At 66.1% G+C, this 18,992-nt stretch carries 20 protein-coding genes; 12 read left to right on the forward strand and 8 right to left on the reverse strand.

The features are described from left to right. Positions 1-60: 60 nt before the first annotated feature. Complete coding sequence (gene urtA / locus BoBH3_RS12245) at positions 61-1,347, reverse strand: urea ABC transporter substrate-binding protein (RefSeq protein ID WP_410050587.1); 1,287 nt, start codon at positions 1,345-1,347, stop codon at positions 61-63. A 656-nt stretch (positions 1,348-2,003) separates the two neighbouring features. Here urtA and rnr point away from each other — a divergent pair. From rnr to BoBH3_RS12270, 5 genes are all read left to right on the forward strand, one after another. Continuing rightward, on the forward strand, positions 2,004-4,400 hold the full coding sequence (gene rnr, locus BoBH3_RS12250; RefSeq protein ID WP_262331195.1) for a ribonuclease R: 2,397 nt from the start codon (positions 2,004-2,006) through the stop codon (positions 4,398-4,400). Beyond that, positions 4,400-4,846 (forward strand): DUF983 domain-containing protein, encoded by a 447-nt coding sequence (locus BoBH3_RS12255; protein WP_262331063.1) that lies wholly within the window; start codon positions 4,400-4,402, stop codon positions 4,844-4,846. The genes rnr and BoBH3_RS12255 overlap by 1 nt, the downstream gene beginning before the upstream one ends. Further along, complete coding sequence (locus BoBH3_RS12260) at positions 4,843-5,577, forward strand: NUDIX hydrolase (protein ID WP_262331064.1); 735 nt, start codon at positions 4,843-4,845, stop codon at positions 5,575-5,577. Before BoBH3_RS12255 ends, BoBH3_RS12260 begins: the two co-directional genes overlap by 4 nt. Positions 5,578-5,716: 139 nt before the next feature. Then, positions 5,717-5,884 carry a 50S ribosomal protein L33 gene (gene rpmG / locus BoBH3_RS12265; protein WP_038367996.1) on the forward strand — a complete coding sequence of 56 codons (168 nt, stop codon included), beginning with the start codon at positions 5,717-5,719 and terminating at the stop codon, positions 5,882-5,884. A 196-nt stretch (positions 5,885-6,080) separates the two neighbouring features. Next, positions 6,081-6,236 carry a hypothetical protein gene (locus tag BoBH3_RS12270; RefSeq protein WP_262331065.1) on the forward strand — a complete coding sequence of 52 codons (156 nt, stop codon included), beginning with the start codon at positions 6,081-6,083 and terminating at the stop codon, positions 6,234-6,236. Positions 6,237-6,571: 335 nt separating this feature from the next. Here BoBH3_RS12270 and BoBH3_RS12275 read toward each other — a convergent pair whose 3' ends face one another. Together BoBH3_RS12275 and BoBH3_RS12280 are read right to left on the reverse strand one after the other, a co-directional pair. Then, positions 6,572-7,948 (reverse strand): PleD family two-component system response regulator, encoded by a 1,377-nt coding sequence (locus tag BoBH3_RS12275; RefSeq protein WP_262331066.1) that lies wholly within the window; start codon positions 7,946-7,948, stop codon positions 6,572-6,574. 18 nt (positions 7,949-7,966) lie between these two features. After that, positions 7,967-8,338 carry a response regulator gene (locus tag BoBH3_RS12280; RefSeq protein WP_262331067.1) on the reverse strand — a complete coding sequence of 124 codons (372 nt, stop codon included), beginning with the start codon at positions 8,336-8,338 and terminating at the stop codon, positions 7,967-7,969. A gap of 134 nt (positions 8,339-8,472) precedes the next feature. On the opposite strand from BoBH3_RS12280, the gene BoBH3_RS12285 reads away from it, so the two are divergent. Both BoBH3_RS12285 and BoBH3_RS12290 read left to right on the forward strand, forming a co-directional pair. Then, complete coding sequence (locus tag BoBH3_RS12285; RefSeq protein WP_262331068.1) at positions 8,473-8,763, forward strand: DUF3572 domain-containing protein; 291 nt, start codon at positions 8,473-8,475, stop codon at positions 8,761-8,763. An 11-nt stretch (positions 8,764-8,774) separates the two neighbouring features. Further along, positions 8,775-10,109: a DNA polymerase IV gene (locus tag BoBH3_RS12290; RefSeq protein WP_262331196.1), complete on the forward strand. Its 1,335-nt coding sequence runs from the start codon at positions 8,775-8,777 to the stop codon at positions 10,107-10,109. Here BoBH3_RS12290 and BoBH3_RS12295 read toward each other — a convergent pair. Then, positions 10,066-10,920 carry a cell envelope integrity EipB family protein gene (locus BoBH3_RS12295; RefSeq protein WP_262331069.1) on the reverse strand — a complete coding sequence of 285 codons (855 nt, stop codon included), beginning with the start codon at positions 10,918-10,920 and terminating at the stop codon, positions 10,066-10,068. The two genes, BoBH3_RS12290 and BoBH3_RS12295, sit on opposite strands and share 44 nt — an antisense overlap. A gap of 216 nt (positions 10,921-11,136) precedes the next feature. On the opposite strand from BoBH3_RS12295, the gene BoBH3_RS12300 reads away from it, so the two are divergent. The 5 genes from BoBH3_RS12300 to BoBH3_RS12320 all read left to right on the forward strand — a co-directional run bounded on the left by BoBH3_RS12300 (position 11,137) and on the right by BoBH3_RS12320 (position 14,878). Then, entirely contained in the window at positions 11,137-11,610 is a 474-nt protein-coding gene (locus tag BoBH3_RS12300) for a RidA family protein (RefSeq protein ID WP_262331070.1), read from the forward strand. Continuing rightward, positions 11,610-12,368 (forward strand): glycerophosphodiester phosphodiesterase family protein, encoded by a 759-nt coding sequence (locus BoBH3_RS12305; protein ID WP_262331071.1) that lies wholly within the window; start codon positions 11,610-11,612, stop codon positions 12,366-12,368. The genes BoBH3_RS12300 and BoBH3_RS12305 overlap by 1 nt, the downstream gene beginning before the upstream one ends. Next, complete coding sequence (locus tag BoBH3_RS12310) at positions 12,365-13,603, forward strand: GNAT family N-acetyltransferase (protein ID WP_262331072.1); 1,239 nt, start codon at positions 12,365-12,367, stop codon at positions 13,601-13,603. Before BoBH3_RS12305 ends, BoBH3_RS12310 begins: the two co-directional genes overlap by 4 nt. Then, positions 13,596-14,366, forward strand: coding sequence for a 2'-5' RNA ligase family protein (locus tag BoBH3_RS12315; protein ID WP_262331073.1), 771 nt, complete (start codon positions 13,596-13,598; stop codon positions 14,364-14,366). The genes BoBH3_RS12310 and BoBH3_RS12315 overlap by 8 nt, the downstream gene beginning before the upstream one ends. Positions 14,367-14,449: 83 nt before the next feature. Then, positions 14,450-14,878 (forward strand): HIT family protein, encoded by a 429-nt coding sequence (locus BoBH3_RS12320; protein ID WP_262331074.1) that lies wholly within the window; start codon positions 14,450-14,452, stop codon positions 14,876-14,878. Here the strand turns inward: BoBH3_RS12320 and BoBH3_RS12325 are convergent. The 4 genes from BoBH3_RS12325 to clpA form a co-directional block, all read right to left on the reverse strand. Further along, positions 14,875-15,234: an AzlD domain-containing protein gene (locus BoBH3_RS12325; protein ID WP_262331075.1), complete on the reverse strand. Its 360-nt coding sequence runs from the start codon at positions 15,232-15,234 to the stop codon at positions 14,875-14,877. The two genes, BoBH3_RS12320 and BoBH3_RS12325, sit on opposite strands and share 4 nt — an antisense overlap. Continuing rightward, on the reverse strand, positions 15,231-15,956 hold the full coding sequence (locus tag BoBH3_RS12330; RefSeq protein WP_262331076.1) for an AzlC family ABC transporter permease: 726 nt from the start codon (positions 15,954-15,956) through the stop codon (positions 15,231-15,233). Before BoBH3_RS12330 ends, BoBH3_RS12325 begins: the two co-directional genes overlap by 4 nt. Positions 15,957-16,123: 167 nt before the next feature. Further along, positions 16,124-16,411, reverse strand: coding sequence for a hypothetical protein (locus BoBH3_RS12335; protein WP_262331077.1), 288 nt, complete (start codon positions 16,409-16,411; stop codon positions 16,124-16,126). Between the two features lie 4 nt (positions 16,412-16,415). Continuing rightward, positions 16,416-18,956: an ATP-dependent Clp protease ATP-binding subunit ClpA gene (clpA, locus tag BoBH3_RS12340; RefSeq protein WP_262331078.1), complete on the reverse strand. Its 2,541-nt coding sequence runs from the start codon at positions 18,954-18,956 to the stop codon at positions 16,416-16,418. Between the last annotated feature and the right edge of the window lie 36 nt (positions 18,957-18,992).

Genomic DNA, 18,992 nt, shown 5'->3' on the forward strand with positions numbered 1-18,992 from the left:
CGAAGGCGAAAACGAGGGGCGGCCGGGATCTTTCCCGTGCCGCCCCTCCCCCTCAAAGACTCAAGCGCCGCCGCACTTGTTGGTCTTGGTGTTGAAGTTGCCGCACTTCTTGTCGACCCAGTCGCCGACCAGATCCTTGGAGTCCGGCAGTTCCTTCGACCAGGCATCGCCCGCGACGAGACCGGTCTTCGACACCACGTCGAACTGGCCGTCGGCCTTGATCTCGCCGATCAGAACCGGCTTGGTGATGTGGTGGTTCGGGAGCATCTTCGAGATGCCGCCGGTCAGGTTCGGCGCCTCGATGCCCGGCAGCGCGTCGATCACCTTGTCCGGATCGACGCTCTTCGCCTTCTCCGCCGCCTTCACCCACATGTTGAAGCCGATGACATGGGCTTCCATCGGGTCATTGGTGACGGCCTTGTCGTTCTTCTTGAAGGCCTTCCACTGCTTGATGAAGGCCTCGTTCTCCGGCGTCTTCACCGACTGGAAGTAGTTCCAGGCGGCGAGGTGGCCGAGGAGCGGCTTGGTGTCGATGCCGGCGAGCTCTTCCTCACCGACCGAGAAGGCCACGACCGGGATGTCGGTCGCCTTGATGCCCTGGTTGCCAAGTTCCTTGTAGAACGGCACGTTGGCATCGCCGTTGATGGTCGAGACCACGGCGGTCTTCTTGCCGGCCGAGCCGAACTTCTTGATGTCGGACACGATCGTCTGCCAGTCGGAGTGACCGAACGGCGTGTAGTTGATCATGATGTCTTCCTTGGCCACGCCCTTCGACAGGAGGTAGGCCTCGAGGATCTTGTTGGTCGTGCGCGGATAGACATAGTCCGTGCCGGCGAGCACCCAGCGCTGAACCTTCTCCTCCTTGGCGAGGTAGTCGACCGCCGGAATGGCCTGCTGGTTCGGGGCGGCGCCGGTGTAGAACACGTTGCGCTCGCTCTCCTCGCCCTCGTACTGGACGGGGTAGAACAGGATCGAGTTCAGCTCCTTGAAGACCGGCAGCACGGACTTGCGCGAGACGGAGGTCCAGCAGCCGAACACGGCCGAAACCTTGTCCTTGGTGATCAGCTCGCGCGCCTTCTCGGCGAAGAGCGGCCAGTTCGAGGCGGGATCGACCACGACGGCCTCGAGCTTCTTGCCGAGGACGCCGCCCTTCTTGTTCTGCTCCTCGATGAGCATGAGCATGACGTCCTTCAGCGTCGTCTCGGAGATCGCCATCGTTCCCGAGAGCGAATGAAGGATGCCGACCTTGATGGTCTCCTGCTGCGCCGCCGCCGGCAGATAGGAGGATCCGAGGAAAGCGGCGCCAGCCAGAGCGGTGCCGAGGAATTCGCGACGATTGCTGTTCACGGACATCTCCCGAAGGATGTTTGTTGCGCGACGCCCCTCGACGCCGGCGGGCCTTTGCTGACCCAGCGGCAACTTTCGCAAACCGCATGCCAACGCGATCGGAAGCGGCATCAACCACGCAAAACTCTGTCGCCAGCAGGCCGTCCCTGACATTTTTTGCGAATCTCGCGGCTTCCAGCGCAATCATCCGAGCGAAACGCCTGCAATTGCCCGCCAATTCATCAGATTTTCCGCCTATTTTTTAGTCATGACCGCGATTGCGTCATTTTTTGCCGGCGCCACAAGGCTTCTCGCGCTTTGGGACAGCGATTTTTTTGGCGTTTACGCCCCCGGCAGAATCGCCTTAGCCTCTCCCTTGTCGGTAACAACTGAAAGGAGGTGATCCAGTGTCTCATTGTCATCAACCGCTGGTGCAAGGCGGGCGGACCTGGACTTCCTCTTGCTGGGGTTCGCGTTCCGCGTGAGTTTTCGCACCTTTGGCTCGGTTCGCCGGGTCGCGGTTCGACAATGGAAGGGCTGCCCGAAAGGGCGGCCCTTCTTCTTTTGATCTCGCGAATGCTAGATCATCGCGCGTCCTATCGGACGCGATAACGATGATCTATCTCTTTGTCAGGGCATCGGATTCGTCCGAAAAGTGGATTCCACTTTTCGGTCCGATGCTCTGGCGCCGGCGCGCAAGGCATGGCAGACAGACGCCGTGTCCCGTTGTCCCGACCTTTGCCCCAAGAGCGCCGGCCGTGTCCGTTCCTGAGCCCAGCCGGCAAGCCATCCTCGACTTCATCGAGGAAGAACGCGCCGGCGGCCGCGAGGTCGGCCGCCGCGAGATCGCCAAGGCCTTCGGGCTCGACCAAGGCGGCAAAATCTGGCTGAAGCGCCTGTTGCGGGAACTTGAGGCAGAGGGCGAGACCGGCAGCGACGGCTCCGTGCGGCCGGTCCACCCGCGAAACGCCCTGCCGCCCGTCCTACTCTCCGAAATCAAGCGCCGCGACCGCGAGGGCGACCTGATCGCCCAGCCGCTGGAATGGGACGACGAGCAGGGGGCCGCTCCGCAGATCCTGATCGAACGGCAGCGCGCCTTGCGCTCGCGGAAGACCGCGGCCGCGCCTGCTCCCGGTGTCGGCGACCAGGTGCTCCTGAAGCTGACGCGGCTCCGGGGCGTCGAGGGCTTCGCCTATTCCGGGCGCGTGCTCAAGGTGATGGGCAAGGGGAAGGCGGCCGTGCTCGGCATCTTCCGCGCCCTCCCCGACGGCTCGGGCCGGCTGGTGCCGATCGACAAGAAGGCGCAGGGGCGCGAGGCGCTGATCCCGAAGGGCAGCACCGGCGAGGCGCAGGACGGAGACCTTGTGTCCGTCTCGCTGCGCCGCGAGAGCCGGTTCGGGCCGCCGGAGGCACAGGTGCGCGAGCGGCTCGGCTCGATCAAGTCCGAGCGCGCCGTCAGCCTGATCGCGATCCACGCCCATGGGATTCCGCATGAGTTTCCGCCCGCCGCACTGAAGGAAGCCGCCGAAGCTCCGCTCGCGAGCGTGAAGGGGCGCGAGGACTGGCGGGAGCTGCCGCTCATCACCATCGATCCCGCCGACGCCAAGGACCATGACGATGCGGTCCATGCCGCGCCGGATGAGAATCCCGACAATCCGGGCGGTTTCGTCGTCACCGTCGCCATCGCCGATGTCGCAGGTTACGTGCAGACGGGCTCCGCGCTCGACCGCGAGGCGCTGGAGCGCGGAAACTCGGTCTATTTCCCGGACCGCGTCGTGCCGATGCTGCCGGAGCGCATCTCGAACGACCTGTGCTCCCTTCGCGAGAACGAAGATCGGCCAGCGCTGGCGGTCAGGCTCGTGCTCAAGGCGGACGGCTCGAAGAAGGGTCATTCCTTCCATCGCGTGCTGATGCGCTCGGCCGCCAAGCTCTCCTACCAGCAGGCGCAATCGGCCATCGACGGCAGTCCGGACGAGAAGACCGGGCCGATCCGCGAAAGCATCCTGATGCCGCTCTGGGCGGCCTATGGGGTAGCAGCGCGCGCCCGCGACCAGCGCCAGCCGCTGGAACTCGACCTGCCGGAGCGCAAGCTGATCCTGAAGCCGGACGGCGCTGTCGAGCGGGTGACGGTGCCGGAGCGGCTGGCGGCGCACCGGCTGATCGAGGAATTCATGATCCTCGCCAACGTCGCGGCGGCGGAGACACTGGAGAAGGCCGGCAGCCTGCTGATCTATCGCTGCCATGACGAACCCTCTCTGGAGAAGATGCGCGCGCTCGGCGAGGTTCTGGCTTCGATCGGGATCAAGCTGCCGAAGGACGGCGTGCTGAGGCCGGTGCTGTTCAACCGGATCCTGGCGATGATCAAAGGTTCCGAGAACGAGACCCTGATCAACGAAGTGGTGCTGCGCACGCAGGCGCAGGCCGAATATGTCGCAGAGAACTACGGGCATTTCGGCCTCAATCTGCGCCGCTATGCGCATTTCACCTCGCCGATCCGCCGTTATGCCGATCTCGTCGTCCATCGTGCGCTGATCGCCACGCAGAAATTCGGCGAGGATGGCCTGCCGAAGAACACGACGCTGGAAGCCTTGCGCGAGGTCGCGACCCGGATTTCGGCGGCGGAGCGGCGCGCCATGGCGGCCGAGCGCGAGACGACCGACCGGCTGATCGCACATTTCCTCGCCGACCAGATCGGATCGAGCTTCGACGGGCGCATCGGCGGGGTTCACCGCGCCGGCCTCTTCGTGAAGCTGGACGGCACGGGCGCGGATGGCTTCATCCCCGCCTCGACGCTGGGCGGTGATTATTATCGCTATGACGAGGCGGCCCACGCCCTGATCGGCGAGCGCACAGGCGAAAGCTGGCGGCTCGGCGACAAGGTCCATGTGAAGCTCGTCGAGGCGGCGCCCGTCGCGGGCGCACTGCGCTTCGAGTTGCTCTCCGCCGGACGGCAGGTGGCCACGACAAGCCGCTCTTCCAAGCGCCGCGGCGGCGCCCCGTTCGGCGCGAGCCGGCCGGCCGCCTTCGACCGCAAGGGCAAGACCGGGCGCGCAGGCCCTGGCAAGAGGCGCTGATGGGCCTCCAGATCCACAGCGCCGCGAGCCATGCCGAGGGGCGCGACTGGCGCCAGGCCGTCGCGCATGGCATCCGGGGCCGTTGTCCTCACTGTGGTCGTGGCCGGCTGTTCCGCGCGTTCCTGAAGCCGGTCGAAACCTGCGAGGTCTGCGGCGAGGAGCTGCATCACCAGCGCGCCGACGACCTGCCGCCCTATATCGTCATCACCATCGTCGGCCATATCGTCGTCGGCGGCATCCTGCTCGTCGAGAAATACGGTGACTGGTCGATGGGGCTGAACATGGCGGTGTGGCCGGCGCTGACGCTGATCTTGTCCGTTCTCCTGATGCAACCCGCCAAGGGCGGCGTTGTCGGCCTGCAATGGGCGATGCGCATGCACGGCTTCGGCGGCGAGCCCGACCGGCCGGAACGCCAGCCCCTGCCCTCACCGGGACCGCGACCATGACCGACCATACCGTGACCCTGACCCAGGCCGAACGGACCCGCACGACGGTCAATCTGCGGCCGAAGGACGCCGCGACCATGCTGATCCTGGATCGCAGCGGCGCCCGGCCCAAAGTGCTCATGGGCAAGCGCCATCCCAGCCACAAGTTCATGCCGGGCAAATACGTCTTTCCCGGCGGGCGCATCGACGCCGGCGACCGTCACATGGCCGCGACCGGCGCCCTGCCGCAGATCTGCGAGGACAGGCTCGGCAAGCGCATGATCAGGCCGAGCGCCGGCAAGGCCCGCGCGCTCGCGCTCGCCGCGATCCGCGAGACCTTCGAGGAGACGGGGCTGCTCTTCGGCTCGGCCGAGTTCGGCCAGCCGGAGAACCCGCCGGAGGGCACCTGGCGGGATTTCGCGGCGCAGGGCGTGTTCCCCGATCTCTCGGCCGTCAGCTTCGTCGCCCGCGCCATCACGCCGCCGCGCCGGCCGAAGCGTTTCGACACCCGCTTCTTCACCATCGACGCCTCGGCGCTCGGCGGCAAGGTCGAGGGTGTGACCGGCCCCGATTCGGAGCTGATCGATCTGGTCTGGGTCGATTTCGACGAAGCGAGGGAGCTCGACCTGCCGACCATCACCAAGGTGATCATCCAGGAGGTCGAGGCACGGATCGCCGCCGGCTTCGCTCCTTATCTGCCAGTGCCGTTCTATTGGGAGCGGCGCGGCCACTTCGTACGCGAGGAACTCTGACGCTCCCGTCACGGGATCGTCATTGCTCCTTGACTTCGCCGGCCCTTTGCGGCATTCCCGCGCCACTGGTTTCGCCGGGCCGCGCCCGGCCATTTTCTTTTCCGAGGGCCAACGGCCCGCATGGTTCGAGGATAGACCCATGGCCAAGGCCGTGACGATCAAGATCAAACTGCTTTCGACCGCCGACACTGGCTTCTTCTACGTGACGAAGAAGAACTCGCGCACGATGACCGAGAAGATGTCGAAGAAGAAGTACGACCCCGTCGCGCGCAAGCACGTCGAGTTCAAGGAAACCAAGATCAAGTGATCTGCCTTCGACGGCGCCTGAGCGCCTGCGACATGGCCTGATTTCGAAGAGCCGCCCCACCGGGCGGCTTTTTCGTTCTGGGGAGCCGCAACCAGTGGCCGCCTCCGGAACCACCTGCCATGAAAGATCATTGACTCCATCGTGAAAGCGCGGGCGAAATGTCGCCCTTCCCTCCCATCGAGGTCCGAGCCGCAAGATGCGTTGGCTGTTGAAGCTTCTGGTCGAGGTCGATTCCTCGCGCTTCGTGACGACGCGGCTCGGCGCCGCGGCAGGCCTGCTGATTCTGCTCTTCGGCTTCGCGGCGGCCGGATACTGGCTGCCGACGGCGGTCGCAGGCTATCTCGGGCAGTAAGGGGTGGCCGGCCGGCAACGGTTCTGATGAGGCCAGAAAATCCGTTACCGACCGGCCTGCCCTTCGGTTTCCCAGGAGATGCGGCGGACCTGAGCACCCGAGGGGCTTCGGGGCGCGATCCAATGGATCGCTGCGTTGCAAAACACTTACAATGCAACGTATCCAAATCAATCAAATCCGACCGATTCCCCAATGTTCATCGATCGTTAACCCTACCTGGAAAGGTTAAACGGGCGGGTTGAGTAGCATGCTGCCGGGACCATGCAGGTCGTTTTCGGGGCCCTGCCGCGAAAACCGAACTGTCGAGCTCCTATTTCGAAATGGTCGGCTCTCGCCTACGCGGCGCTCGCGACGATGACGCGATTTCGGCCGCCGGCCTTGGCCCGGTAAAGCGCATCGTCGGCGCGCTTCATCATATCTGCCGAGGAGAGATCGCCGGCGCGGCGATGCGCGACGCCGACCGAGACCGTAACCTTGATGTCGCGGGTGCGGTTCTGGATCGCGAAAGGCTGGCTCTCCACCTTCTCACGAATGCGCTCGGCAACGTGATAGGCGGCATCGCGGCCCGTGTCGGGCAGCAGCACCACGATTTCCTCCCCGCCTACACGCGCGACGAGATCGATGCCGCGGGTGCAGGCGCGCACGCGGTCGGCGAATTCGCGCAGCACTTCGTCGCCCGCATCGTGGCCCCAGCTGTCGTTGACAGCCTTGAAGTGATCGACATCGAGCATCAGGACCGAGAGCGAGCGAGCGCGCAGGGCGGACTCGTCGAACATTGCGGCGAGCCGGTTGTCCATGAAACGCCGGTTATGCAGCCCCGTGAGCTGGTCCATCACCGCCATTTCCATCGAGGACTGGACGCTGTCGCGGAGCCGCTCGGTGAATCGCTTACGGCGCACCTGGGTCCGGACGCGGGCGAGAAGCTCGTTGCGGTCGACCGGGCGCATCAGGAAGTCATGCGCGCCGATCTCGAGCCCTCGCAGGATTCGGGCGCGATCCTCCGTCTCGCCCATCAGCAGCACGGGCACGTTGCGGGTGGCCTGCAGCGAGCGGAGCTGGCTGCACAGGCGAAGCCCGTCCTGGCCCTCCAGGTCCAGGCTGATGATGACGCTGTCGAAGCTGCCCTCCCCGGCCCGGAGCAGAGCGTGCTGGGCGTCGCCCTCGACATCGACCTGATGGAAGGCGGACAGGGCGCTCTGAAGCCTTTCGATGACCGTCGGCCGATCCTCGACCAGCAAGAGGCGCCCGTTGAGCCCATCCTCGGCGGCGGCGGCGGCGAGCGGATCGGCGATGCCGAGCCGCGTCGAAGCGACGGCGCGGCTGCGCAGCTCGTCCGTCACCGTCTTCAACCGCGCGAGGCTGCGCACGCGGGCGAAGAGCGCGACATCGTCGAGCGGCTTGGTCAGGAAGTCGTCGGCGCCAGCATCGAGCCCCTGCAGGCGGTCCCGCGGCTGATCGAGCGCCGTGACCATGACGACGGGGATGTGGGCGGTGGCCGGCGTGCTCTTGAGCCGGCGGCAGACGTCGAATCCGTTCATGCCCGGCATCATCACGTCGAGCAGGACGATGTCGGCGTCTCCACGCTCGCAGATCGCGATCGCCTCAGGCCCGTTCTGCGCCGTCACAACGTCGAAATACTCGGCTGCAAGCTTCGCTTCGAGAAGCTTCACATTCGCGGCGATGTCGTCGACGACGAGGATTCGGGCGGACATGGCAGGCCTTCAGGCAGTTCAGGCGGCGCCGGCGTAGGCGCGAACCGTCTCCAGGAATTTCGCGACCGAGATGGGCTTGGAAAGATAGGCTTCGCAGCCGCCCTCCCGAATCCGCTCCTCGTCGCCCTTCATCGCGAAGGCGGTGACCGCGACGACCGGGATCGCCTTCAGGTCCTCATCCTCCTTGATCCATTTCGTGACCTCGAGGCCGGAGACCTCGGGGAGCTGGATATCCATCAGGATCAGCGCCGGATGATGGGTCCGCGCCAGTTCGATGGCCTCGATGCCGTCCGAGGTCTTCAGGGTCGCATAGCCATGCGCCTCGAGAAGATCGTTGAAGAGCTTCATGTTGAGCTCGTTGTCCTCGACGATCAGAACCGTCTTCATCAAGCCGCCCTTACATTTGCGCCGGGAGCGTCCGCCGGGTAGCCAGCGGCCTTCCCAAAATGGCGACGTCGTTCGATAATTTAAGTAGCACGCAAGCTGTTGACGAAACGCAAACCGGATACGCGGAACAAGGGCCCATGGCGCTACGACTGACCCTCGAAGAGGCCGAAACGCTGGCGCTCCGCGCGCTGGGCTTCCTGGCCGCGGAACCCGAGCGAATCGAGCCTTTCCTCAGCACCACCGGGCTGGGGCCTGAAAATCTGCGTTCTGCTGCGAGCGAACCCGGGTTTCTCGGCGCCGTGCTCGACCATATCGCGGGAAGCGATTCGCTTCTGCTCGAATTTGCCGAAAATTTAAGGCTAAATCCCGAAATCATCGGCGAGGCGCGCCGGCTTCTCGCCGGACCGGAGCCGGACGACTTCCCGTGACATCGCTGAGCATGGCGTTACGCGGCCTGTGCCGCGACTGCCTGACGGATCACGAAGCGGCAGGATCGCTCAGGCGCTGCCCGGCCTGCGGCTCTCCGCGCCTGATACGCCATGCCGAGCTCAACACCCTGAGCCTCGCCCATATCGACTGCGACGCCTTCTACGCCACGATCGAGAAGCGTGACGACCCGAGCCTGCAGGACAAGCCGGTGATCGTCGGCGGCGGCAAGCGCGGCGTCGTCTCGACCTGCTGCTATATCGCCCGCACCTATGGCGTGCGCTCGGCCATGCCGATGTTCAAGGCGCTGAAGGCCTGCCCCGAGGCCATCGTCGTCAAGCCGGAGATGGCGAAATACGCCAAGGTCGGCCGCGAGGTCCGGCAGATGATGCGGGAGCTGACGCCGCTGGTCGAGCCCCTCTCGATCGACGAGGCCTTCCTCGACCTCTCCGGGACGGAGCTGCTGCACCATGCGAGCCCCGCGCTGACGCTGGCGCGCTTCGCAAAGCGCGTCGAAAGCGAGCTCGGCATCACGGTCTCGGTGGGCTTGTCCTATGCCAAGTTCCTGGCGAAAGTCGCCTCCGACCTCGACAAGCCGCGGGGCTTCTCGATCATCGGCAAGGCCGAGGCCGTCGACTTCCTCTCAGACAAGCCGGTCGGGCTCATTCCCGGCATGGGGCCGGCCAGCGTCGGCAAGCTGGCGGAGGCTGGTTTCAGGCTGATCGGCGATCTGCGCGAGGCGCCGGTCGAGAAGCTCTTCCGCCTCGCCGGCAAGGACGGGCCGCGACTCAAGAACCTCGCCAACGGCATCGACTCGCGCAAGGTCACTCCGGAACGGGAAACCAAGAGCGTCTCCAGCGAAACGACGCTCGATATCGATCTTTCGGCCTTCGAAGAACTGGAGCCAATCCTCTGGCGGCTTTGCGAAAAGACATCGAAGCGATTGAAGGCGGCCGAGCTCGCCGGCCGGACCGTGACGCTGAAGCTCAAGACGGCCGATTTTCACAGCATCACCCGCGCGACGCGCCTGCCGGAGCCGACGCAGCTCGCCGCGCGCCTCTTCACCGCCGGGCGTGATCTGCTCAAGCGGGAGAGCAACGGGCCGCGCTACCGGCTGATCGGCATCGGTATGAGCGATTTCAGCCCGCCGGGCGAGGCCGACCATGGCGATCTCGCCGACACCGAGACGCCGAAGCTGAAGGCGATGGAAGGCGCGCTCGACAAGCTCCGCGCGCGCTTCGGCGATGACGCCATCGGCAAGGGCCTGAGCCTGCGCCTGCCGCCGCGCCGGGCTTCCGGCCCCGCTATTTCGCGCAAGATTCCTGAGGAAGGAGATCCAGACGGGTGAGCGTGCCGCGCAGCGCGAAATTGCCGTAGTCGAGCCGGATCGCGCCGGTAATGCCGTTCTCGTAAAGCTCGAAGGAGATGGTGTAGGACGGCGTCGATTCGCCCGAGCCGACCTTGAAATAGGAGATCGTCACGGGCCAGCGGGCGGCCTTCTCGAATTCCGGGCGCTGCAGCGGTTTCTCGGAGGGCGCGCTCTCGATGCGCTTCCCGATAACCGAGAGCGTGTCGTACACCTCCTTGCCGCTGCTGGCGCCATCATAGAGGCGCACGTTCAGCGTGCTCTTGCCGGCGCGGGCGGCCTGGATCACCGCTTTCATCTGCGCATTCGGGAAGAGCGCGTCGATCGCCTCACGATGGGTCTCGGGCTTGGGCTGGCGCAACTTCACTTCATAGCCGCCGCCGCTCTTCTCGGCCGTACCGTCGACCGTGTCCGGGCTGGCGCCGCCGGCGGAACTCTCGGTCTTGAAGCGGTAGCTTGCGCCGTCGCCGGCCTCGAAGCTGGTGGTGCGGGCGTCGATGACGCGTGGACCCGCCTCGGTGCCGAGCTGCGTGACCTGCCGGAAGGACAGGGCATAGCCCTCGCAGGCGTCGCCCGTGAACTCGAAAGCGATGCGACCGCGCGCGCTCTCGATGTTGCCGGACGGCTTGCCGCCGTCGAGGACGAGATCATAGACGGCTCGATGCGGGGCGAGAACGACGCGGCCGGTCGCCTCCTGCGCGCCTGCGCCCTGGGCCAGTCCCGGCGCCAGCAACAGCGCCGCGATGCCGAGCAGGCCCATTCTCTTCGGGAGCTTCGATCCGTATCCGCTCATGCGCCGCACTGCCTTTTGGATGTCACGCGAAATCTAGGTGCATTGCAGCGATGGCGCAAACATGGCGACAGGCCAGGATTGTGCATGACATCGGCCGGTGACATCGGCCCTGCCCGCGCGGCATGGGCGCGTCCTTGCCGCCCTGCTTGCGGCGCGTCCGGGGTTCGGCCATGAAAGGTCGAACCATAAGCCCCCTCCCACGCGCGGAGCCACGCCATGAACGCCGTCGAAGCCAAGCTCAAGGAACTCGGAATCACCCTGCCGAGCCCGGCCGCGCCGGTCGCCAACTATGTGCCCTATGTCATCACCGGCAATCTGCTGGTCATCTCGGGGCAGATCTGCTTCGGCCTGGACGGCAAGCTTTCCGATTCCCACAAGGGCAAGCTCGGCGCCGAAATCTTCAACGAGGCGGGGCTGGAAGCCGCACGACTCTGCGCCATCAACGTGCTGGCGCAGGCCAAGGCGGCTCTCGGCGGCGATCTCGGGCGCATCGTGCGCTGCGTTCGCCTCGGCGGCTTCATCAATGCCGCTCCGCATTTCTCGGCGCTGCCGGCCATCATGAACGGCGCCTCCGACCTGATGGTCGAGGTCCTCGGCGACAAGGGGCGCCATGCCCGCTCGACGGTCGGCGTCGCAGAGCTGCCCGCGGATGCGGCGGTCGAGGTCGAAGCCATGTTCGAGATCGCCTGATGGCGGCCAGGCCTGACCTCGGCTGGCTCGTCGCCCGTCCGATCGCCCACCGCGGCCTGCACGACCTCACGGCAGGCGTGATCGAGAACAGCGCCTCGGCGGCTGAGGCCGCTATTGCTGGAAACTTCGGTATCGAGTGCGACGTGCAGCTCAGCGCCGACGGACAGGCGGTCGTGTTCCACGATTTCGTGCTCGACCGGCTGACCGGCGAGAAGGGCCGCGTCATCGAACGCAAGGCCGCAGAACTCGCCGAGATCAGCTTGAAGGGAAGCAGCGATGGAATCCCGACGCTACCGGCCTTCCTCGACCTGATCGGCGGGCGCGTACCGCTCGTCATCGAGATCAAGAGCCGCTTCGACGGCGATCTCGCCCTCACCAGGCGCACCGTCGAGGTGCTCGCCGGCTACAAGAGCCATCCGATCGTGATCAAGTCTTTCGATCCCGAGATCGTGACGGCCCTGCGCGAGATCGCGCCGGAAATTCCTCGCGGCATCGTCGCGATGAACGCTTATGATTACGGCGATTACGAGCGACTTTCGCCGGAACGGAAGCATGCGCTGGCCAATCTGCTGCACTTCACCGAAAGCCGGCCGGACTTCATTTCCTGGAAGGTCGCGGATCTCGACAGCGCCGCGCCCTATCTCTGCCGCAACGCGGTCGGGCTGCCTCTGATGAGCTGGACGGTGCGCACGCCGGAAGAGCGGGAGAAGGCGGAGACATTCGCCGACCAGATGGTCTTCGAGGGCTTCCGTCCTTGAGCGAAGGGGGAAGCGGCGACCTTACCCTTCGCGTCGCGTCCTCGCTCAAGGCCGTCCCCGCAGGCTCATGGAACGCCTGCGCCAATCCCCATGCGCTCGCGGAGGCCGTCTCGACGTCCTGCGCCGCTTCGACCGATCATGGAATCGACCGGGATAACCCGTTCGTTTCCCACGAATTCCTGACGGCGCTGGAGGAAAGCCGCTGCATCGGCGGGCGCAGCGGCTGGTCGCCGGCCTATCTGGTCGTCGAGGACGAGGCTGGCACATTGCTCGCGGCCGCTCCGAGCTTCCTCAAGAGCCACAGCCAGGGCGAATATGTCTTCGACCATGGCTGGGCCGATGCCTATGAGCGCGCCGGCGGGCGCTACTATCCCAAGATACAGGTCTGCGCGCCCTTCACGCCCGCGACGGGCCCACGCCTGCTGGTCGCCGACGGCCCCCGCGCGGAGGAGGCCCGCCGGACCCTGATCGGCGGGCTGGAGGCGCTGCGCGGGCAAACGCAATCCTCCTCTGTCCACGTCACCTTCGCGCAGGAGCCGGACGTGGCGGCGCTGAAGGAAGCCGGATACCTGGAACGCAACGACCTGCAGTTCCATTGGCGCAACGAGGGCTTCGGCTCCTATGACGACTTCCTCGGCACGCTGGCATCGCGCAAGCGCAAGGCGCTGAAGCGCGAGCGGCGCGAGGCGGTCTCGGCCGGGATCACCATCGAGGCGCTGTCGGGCCGGGACCTGACCGAGGCGGTCTGGAACGATTTTCACTCGTTTTATGAGGATACGGGCTCGCGCAAATGGGGCCGCCCCTATCTCAACCGCGCCTTTTTCTCGCGGGTCGGCGAAGCGATGGGCGAGCGCATCGTGCTGATGATGGCGAAGCGCGCCGGCCGCTATATCGCGGGCGCGATCAATTTCCGCGGCGCCAACACGCTCTATGGTCGGAACTGGGGCTGCATCGAGGATCACCCCTTCCTGCATTTCGAGCTCTGCTACCACCAGGCCATCGACTACGCGATCGCGCACGGTCTCGCCCGGGTCGAGGCCGGCGCGCAGGGCGAGCACAAGATCGCGCGCGGATACAGGCCAGTGATCACCCGCTCGCTGCACCATATCGCCGATCCGGGCCTGCGCAGGCCCGTCGCGGCCTATATCGCGCAGGAGCGCGAGCAGATCGCGCATGCGCAGGCGGCGCTCGAGGCCGAAGGGCCGTTCCGAAAAGAGAATGCCTCCGATGAATGACACAGCCGCATTCACCCTGCCCGTCTTCTGCGCGGATTCGGAACTGGGCTATCGCCGCAGCCTGACCGATTTCTCCACGCCGCTCCTGCTCGACGACAGTTACCGGTTGGCGCATCTGCCGCTGGTCGCTCCCGAGCACCCGCGCCTGATCGCGCGACGGGAGGATGGCTTCTACGAGATGGGGCGGCATGCGCGGGTGTTCTCGCTGGTGCTGCCGGTCGAGGACGAGGCTTTGCGAGCTTCGCCGGCCTTCGTCGCGCTGGAGGAGGAGCTCAAGGCTGCGCCCTTCGCGACCAAGATCGCCTGGGAGATCCTGCCCCGGCGCAGCGACCGGCTGCATGCGACCGTCTGCGGTTCGCTCGGCCTCGGCGAGCCGCCTGCCATCGCACCGGAGGCGCGCGAGGCGCTCGGCAGGATCGAGCCGTTCGCCGTCGAGCTGCGCGGGCTGCTCTCCGGCAACGTCAATCGCGGCCGGCTCTATCTCGCAGCCTACCCCGAGAAGCGCGACGGTTCGAACAGGCTGCAGGCCGTGCAGGCCGCTTTCGGGCGAGCGCCCGGCGATCTCTGGCTGGTGGGCCTCTACAATCTGAAAGACGATCTCGATGCCGCCGAGACCGCTGCGCTGGCGGAGATCGTCTCGCGCTGGTGGAACCGGCCGCTCCTGCGCTTCACGGCAAGCCAGCTCCAGCTCATGGGCGCCAGCGACGACCTCGTTCTCGACGCCCATGTCGAGGCCGTACTGCCGCTCGGCGCCCGAAGCTGACCGCCGGGCGGACGGCAGCCTTGACGCCTTGGCGAGCCCGCCACAGTTTGCACCTCCCGTTCCAAGCCAGAGCCGGAACCGCCATGACCGCCTATGACCCGTCCAACGTCTTCGCCAAGATCCTGCGGGGCGAACTGCCCTCCCACACCGTCTACGAGGATGCCGAGACGGTCGCGATCATGGACATCATGCCGCGCGCCGACGGGCATGTGCTGGTGGTTCCCAAGACGCCCTGCCGCAACCTGCTCGACGCGCCGGCAGATGCGCTCAAGGCCGTAGCGCTGACCACGCAGAAGCTCGCGCGCGCGGTGAAGGCCGCCTTCGCAGCCGAAGGCGTCACCGTCCAGCAGTTCAACGAGGCGGCCGGCGGACAGGTCGTGTTCCACATGCACGTCCATGTCATGCCGCGCTTCGAGGGCGTGGCGCTGCGGCCTCATACCGGCGCGATGGAGAAGACCGAGGTGCTAGCGAACAATGCCGAGAAAATTCGCGAGGCGTTGAAAGCGCTCTAACCGCCGAACAGCCAGACGCCGCCGACCAGCACCACCTCCCCCGTGACGACGGCAAGCATCATCCGCCGACGGGTGAGCGCCATGACGGTGGCAGCCGCTGCAATTGCCGCGACTCTGACCAGCAACGGGGCTGCGGCGAGCACGCCGGGCGGCGAGACGATCAGCTTGGCGACGATGCCGGCGAGCAGTGCCGTCGCGACCATCCTCACCCATTCCAGCAGCGGCGAATCGGCATCGAGCCCGCGGGCGAAGCCGACCGCAAGCCAGCGCCAGATCTCCGTCGGCAGAAACGCGAAGAGGACCAGGGCGAGATAGGGCCAGAGCGGCCCGTCGAGCATGGCGATGGGCTGGGTCATGTGGCGGCCTTGCGCCTGCGGCCGATCAGGAAGGCGATGCTGCCTGCCATCAGGCCGGACACGATGAGATCGAAGCCGCCGCCGATGAAGCGTTCGCAGATCGGCGCCAGCGCAAGCCCCAGCCCAACGGCCACGACGTCAGCGACGTGGCGCAGGCCCGCGGTGAGCGAGACGAGAAAGAAGATCGGGGTGAGGCAGAGCAGTCCCGCGGCCAGGGGCGTCGGCAGGGCGCCCAGCAGGTAGTAGCCGCTGAAGGTGCCGATCGAACTCACCACCATGCAGGTGTTGGCGAAGCCGAGAAAATAGACCGCGCGCTGATGCGGCGGGATGCCCGGCAGGCGGCGCAAGCCCTCTGTCCAGGCGGTCACGGCGACGTAATGGGCGAGCCAGATCTGCAGCCAGACGCTCTGGCCCGGGCGGCGCAGCAGCGGCATGATCGCCATCGTCATCGGCAGGAAGCGCAGCGAGGCGAAACCGACCGCAATGGCGATCGCGCTCCAGGCGGCACCGGCGGCGATCGAAGCGAAGAACAGAACCTGCGAAGGACCGGCCCAAACCAGAATGGTCGAAAGGACCGCGACATCGACCGGGTAGCCGACGTCGCGCGCGAGCGAACCGATGCCGATCAGGCCCAAACCCACAATCCAGGCCGGCAGGCGCAGGGCATCGCGTGCGCCCGCCAGCGCCACACGCGGCCAGCTCCAGTCGGCGGATACGCTCATGGGGTCATCGACAAGGGCAGTCCCGGGAACGGCTGGGCGGTCCGGAGACGACAGGCGAACCGCACCGACCTATGGCCCGGCGACGCAACGCTCGCCAAGACCTGCGGTGGATGAGCGGACCTGCACGGCCCGCAGGGCCAGGGTCGGGCGCGCCGAGGCGGCGAGACTCAGCCCTTGCCGCCCTTCATCGCCAAGGCGATCAGCTCGTTGGCGAAATCGATCAGCTCCTTCGGGATGCCGCCGACCGCCTGCACGCCGAGATAGATCAGGTAGATAAAGGCCGGAACCAGAATCCAGCCCAGCACTTCCTCGAAAATCTTGCGCCGCCGGCGCCGACGGTCGCGCCTTTCGAACCAGCCCAGCTTTTCCTTCGGCGGCCGAACGGGAGCCTGCGCCTGAGGCGCAGTCTCTGCCGTCTCGGCCGCGAGGCTGGCGGTTTTCCGTTTGAACAGCACGATCTCAGGCCTTTGTCAGCGGAACCTTCGGCACGGTGCGAACAGCCCGGCCGGCGGCCTTCGGCGGCTCAGCCGGGCCGTCGTCCGGCCCCCCGCCACCCGCGGAGCGCCCCTTGGGGCCGCGCCGCGGCGAGGTCTTGGCCGGCTTGCCGTCGGCAGCAGCCTTAGCGCGCGTCTTCGGCTGACGCTTGGCGGTGGCTGCCGCGACATCCTTCTCGGGCTTGGGCTTGACCGGCCCGTCCGGGAATTCGAGGCCGAGCACCTTGATGCCCGTCTCGGACTGGACCACCACGACCTTGACCGCGCCGCCGTTCTTGAGGCGCCCGAAGAGCACCTCGTCGGCGAGCGGCGTCTTGATCGTCTGCTGGATCAGCCGCGCCATGGGCCGCGCGCCCATCGCCTCGTCATAGCCGTTCTCGACCAGCCATTCGCGCGCCTCTTCCGAGAGCTCGATGGTGACGTTGCGGTCGGCGAGCTGCGCCTCGAGCTGGAGCACGAACTTGTCGACGACGCGCGCCACCACCGTCTTCGGCAGATGGCCGAAGGAGATCACCGAATCGAGACGGTTGCGGAACTCCGGCGCGAAGAGCTTGTTGATCGCCTCGGCATCGTCGCCTTCGCGCTTCTGGCGCGTGAAGCCATAAGCGTTGCGCGCCATGTCGGCAGCTCCCGCGTTGGTGGTCATGATCAGGATGACGTTCCTGAAATCGACCTGCTTGCCGTTGTTGTCGGTCAGCTTGCCGTGGTCCATCACCTGCAGGAGGATGTTGAACAGGTCGGGATGAGCCTTCTCGATCTCGTCGAGCAGCAGCACGCTGTGGGGATGCTGGTCGATCTGGTCGGTCAGCAGCCCGCCCTGGTCGAAGCCGACATAGCCCGGAGGGGCGCCGATCAGCCGCGAGACGGTGTGGCGCTCCATGTATTCCGACATGTCGAAGCGGATCAGCTCGACGCCGAGCGAAGAGGCAAGCTGGCGCGCGACCTCAGTCTTGCCGACGCCAGTCGGGCCAGCGAAGAGATAACAGCCGATCGGCTTCTCGCCGTCGCGCAGGCCGGCCCGGGCGAGCTTGATCGAGGAGGACAGCGCCTCGATCGCCTTCTCCTGCCCGTAGACAGTGCGCTTCAGGGTGTTCTCGAGGTTGCGCAGCACCTCGGCGTCGTCCTTGGAGACGGTCTTGGCCGGGATGCGCGCCATGGTCGCGATCGCGGCCTCGATCTCCTTCACGCCGATGGTCTTCTTGCGCTTGTTCTCGGCCACCAGCATCTGCGAGGCGCCGGTCTCGTCGATGACGTCGATCGCCTTGTCCGGCAGCTTGCGGTCATGGATGTAGCGCGCCGAGAGTTCCACCGCCGCCTTGATGGCATCGTTGGTGTAGCGCAGCTTGTGGAACTCCTCGAAATAGGGCTTGAGGCCCTTGAGGATCTCGATCGTGTCCGGAACCGACGGCTCGTTGACGTCGATCTTCTGGAAGCGGCGCACCAGCGCCCGATCCTTCTCGAAATACTGGCGGTATTCCTTGTAGGTGGTCGAGCCGATGCAGCGCAGCGTGCCCGAGGCGAGCGCCGGCTTGAGCAGGTTCGAGGCATCCATCGCGCCGCCCGAGGTCGCGCCGGCGCCGATCACCGTATGGATCTCGTCGATGAACATGATCGCCTTGGGGTGCTGCTCGATCTCCTTCATCACCTGCTTGAGGCGCTCTTCGAAGTCGCCGCGATAGCGGGTGCCGGCGAGAAGCGTGCCCATGTCGAGGGAGAAGACGGTGGCGTCGTGCAGCACCTCCGGCACCTCGCCGCGGATGATCTTGAGGGCGAGGCCCTCCGCGATCGCCGTCTTGCCGACGCCGGGATCGCCCACCAGAAGGGGGTTGTTCTTCTGACGGCGGCAGAGGATCTGGATCGTGCGCTGCACCTCGGCCTCGCGGCCGATCAGCGGATCGATACGCCCATCCCTCGCCTTGCGGTTGAGGTTGACGCAGTAAGCCTCGAGCGCGCTTTCCTTCTTCTTCTTGTCCTTGTCCGGATCGCTGCCCTGTTCGGAGCGCTGCTCGCGCTGGGGCTCGCCCTCCTCTTCGGAGCCGCGGACAGGGCGACTCTCGGCCGAGCCGGGGCGCTTCGCGATGCCGTGGCTGATGTAGTTGACCGCGTCGTAGCGGGTCATGTCCTGCTCCTGCAGGAAATAGGCGGCGTGGCTCTCGCGCTCGGCGAACATCGCGACGAGCACGTTGGCCCCGGTCACTTCCTCGCGACCGGACGACTGGACGTGGATGACCGCGCGCTGGATCACCCGCTGGAAGCCGGCGGTGGGCTTCGAATCGTCGCGCCCGTCGGTGACGAGGTTGGTCAGCTCGGAGTCGATATAATCGACGAGGTTGCGCCGCAGTAGGTCGAGATCGACGCTGCAGGCGCGCATCACCGCCGCCGCGTCCTGATCGTCGACCAGGGCGAGCAGCAGGTGTTCGAGGGTGGCGTATTCGTGACGGCGCTCATTGGCGAGGGCCAGAGCCCGGTGAAGCGCCTGTTCGAGACTGCGCGAGAAACTCGGCAAGGGAGCGCTCCTATCTGTTTCGGGAGTGTGCTGTTT

The sequence above is a fragment of the Allobosea sp. BH3 genome, assembly GCF_025499465.1.
Lineage (GTDB): Bacteria > Pseudomonadota > Alphaproteobacteria > Rhizobiales > Beijerinckiaceae > Allobosea.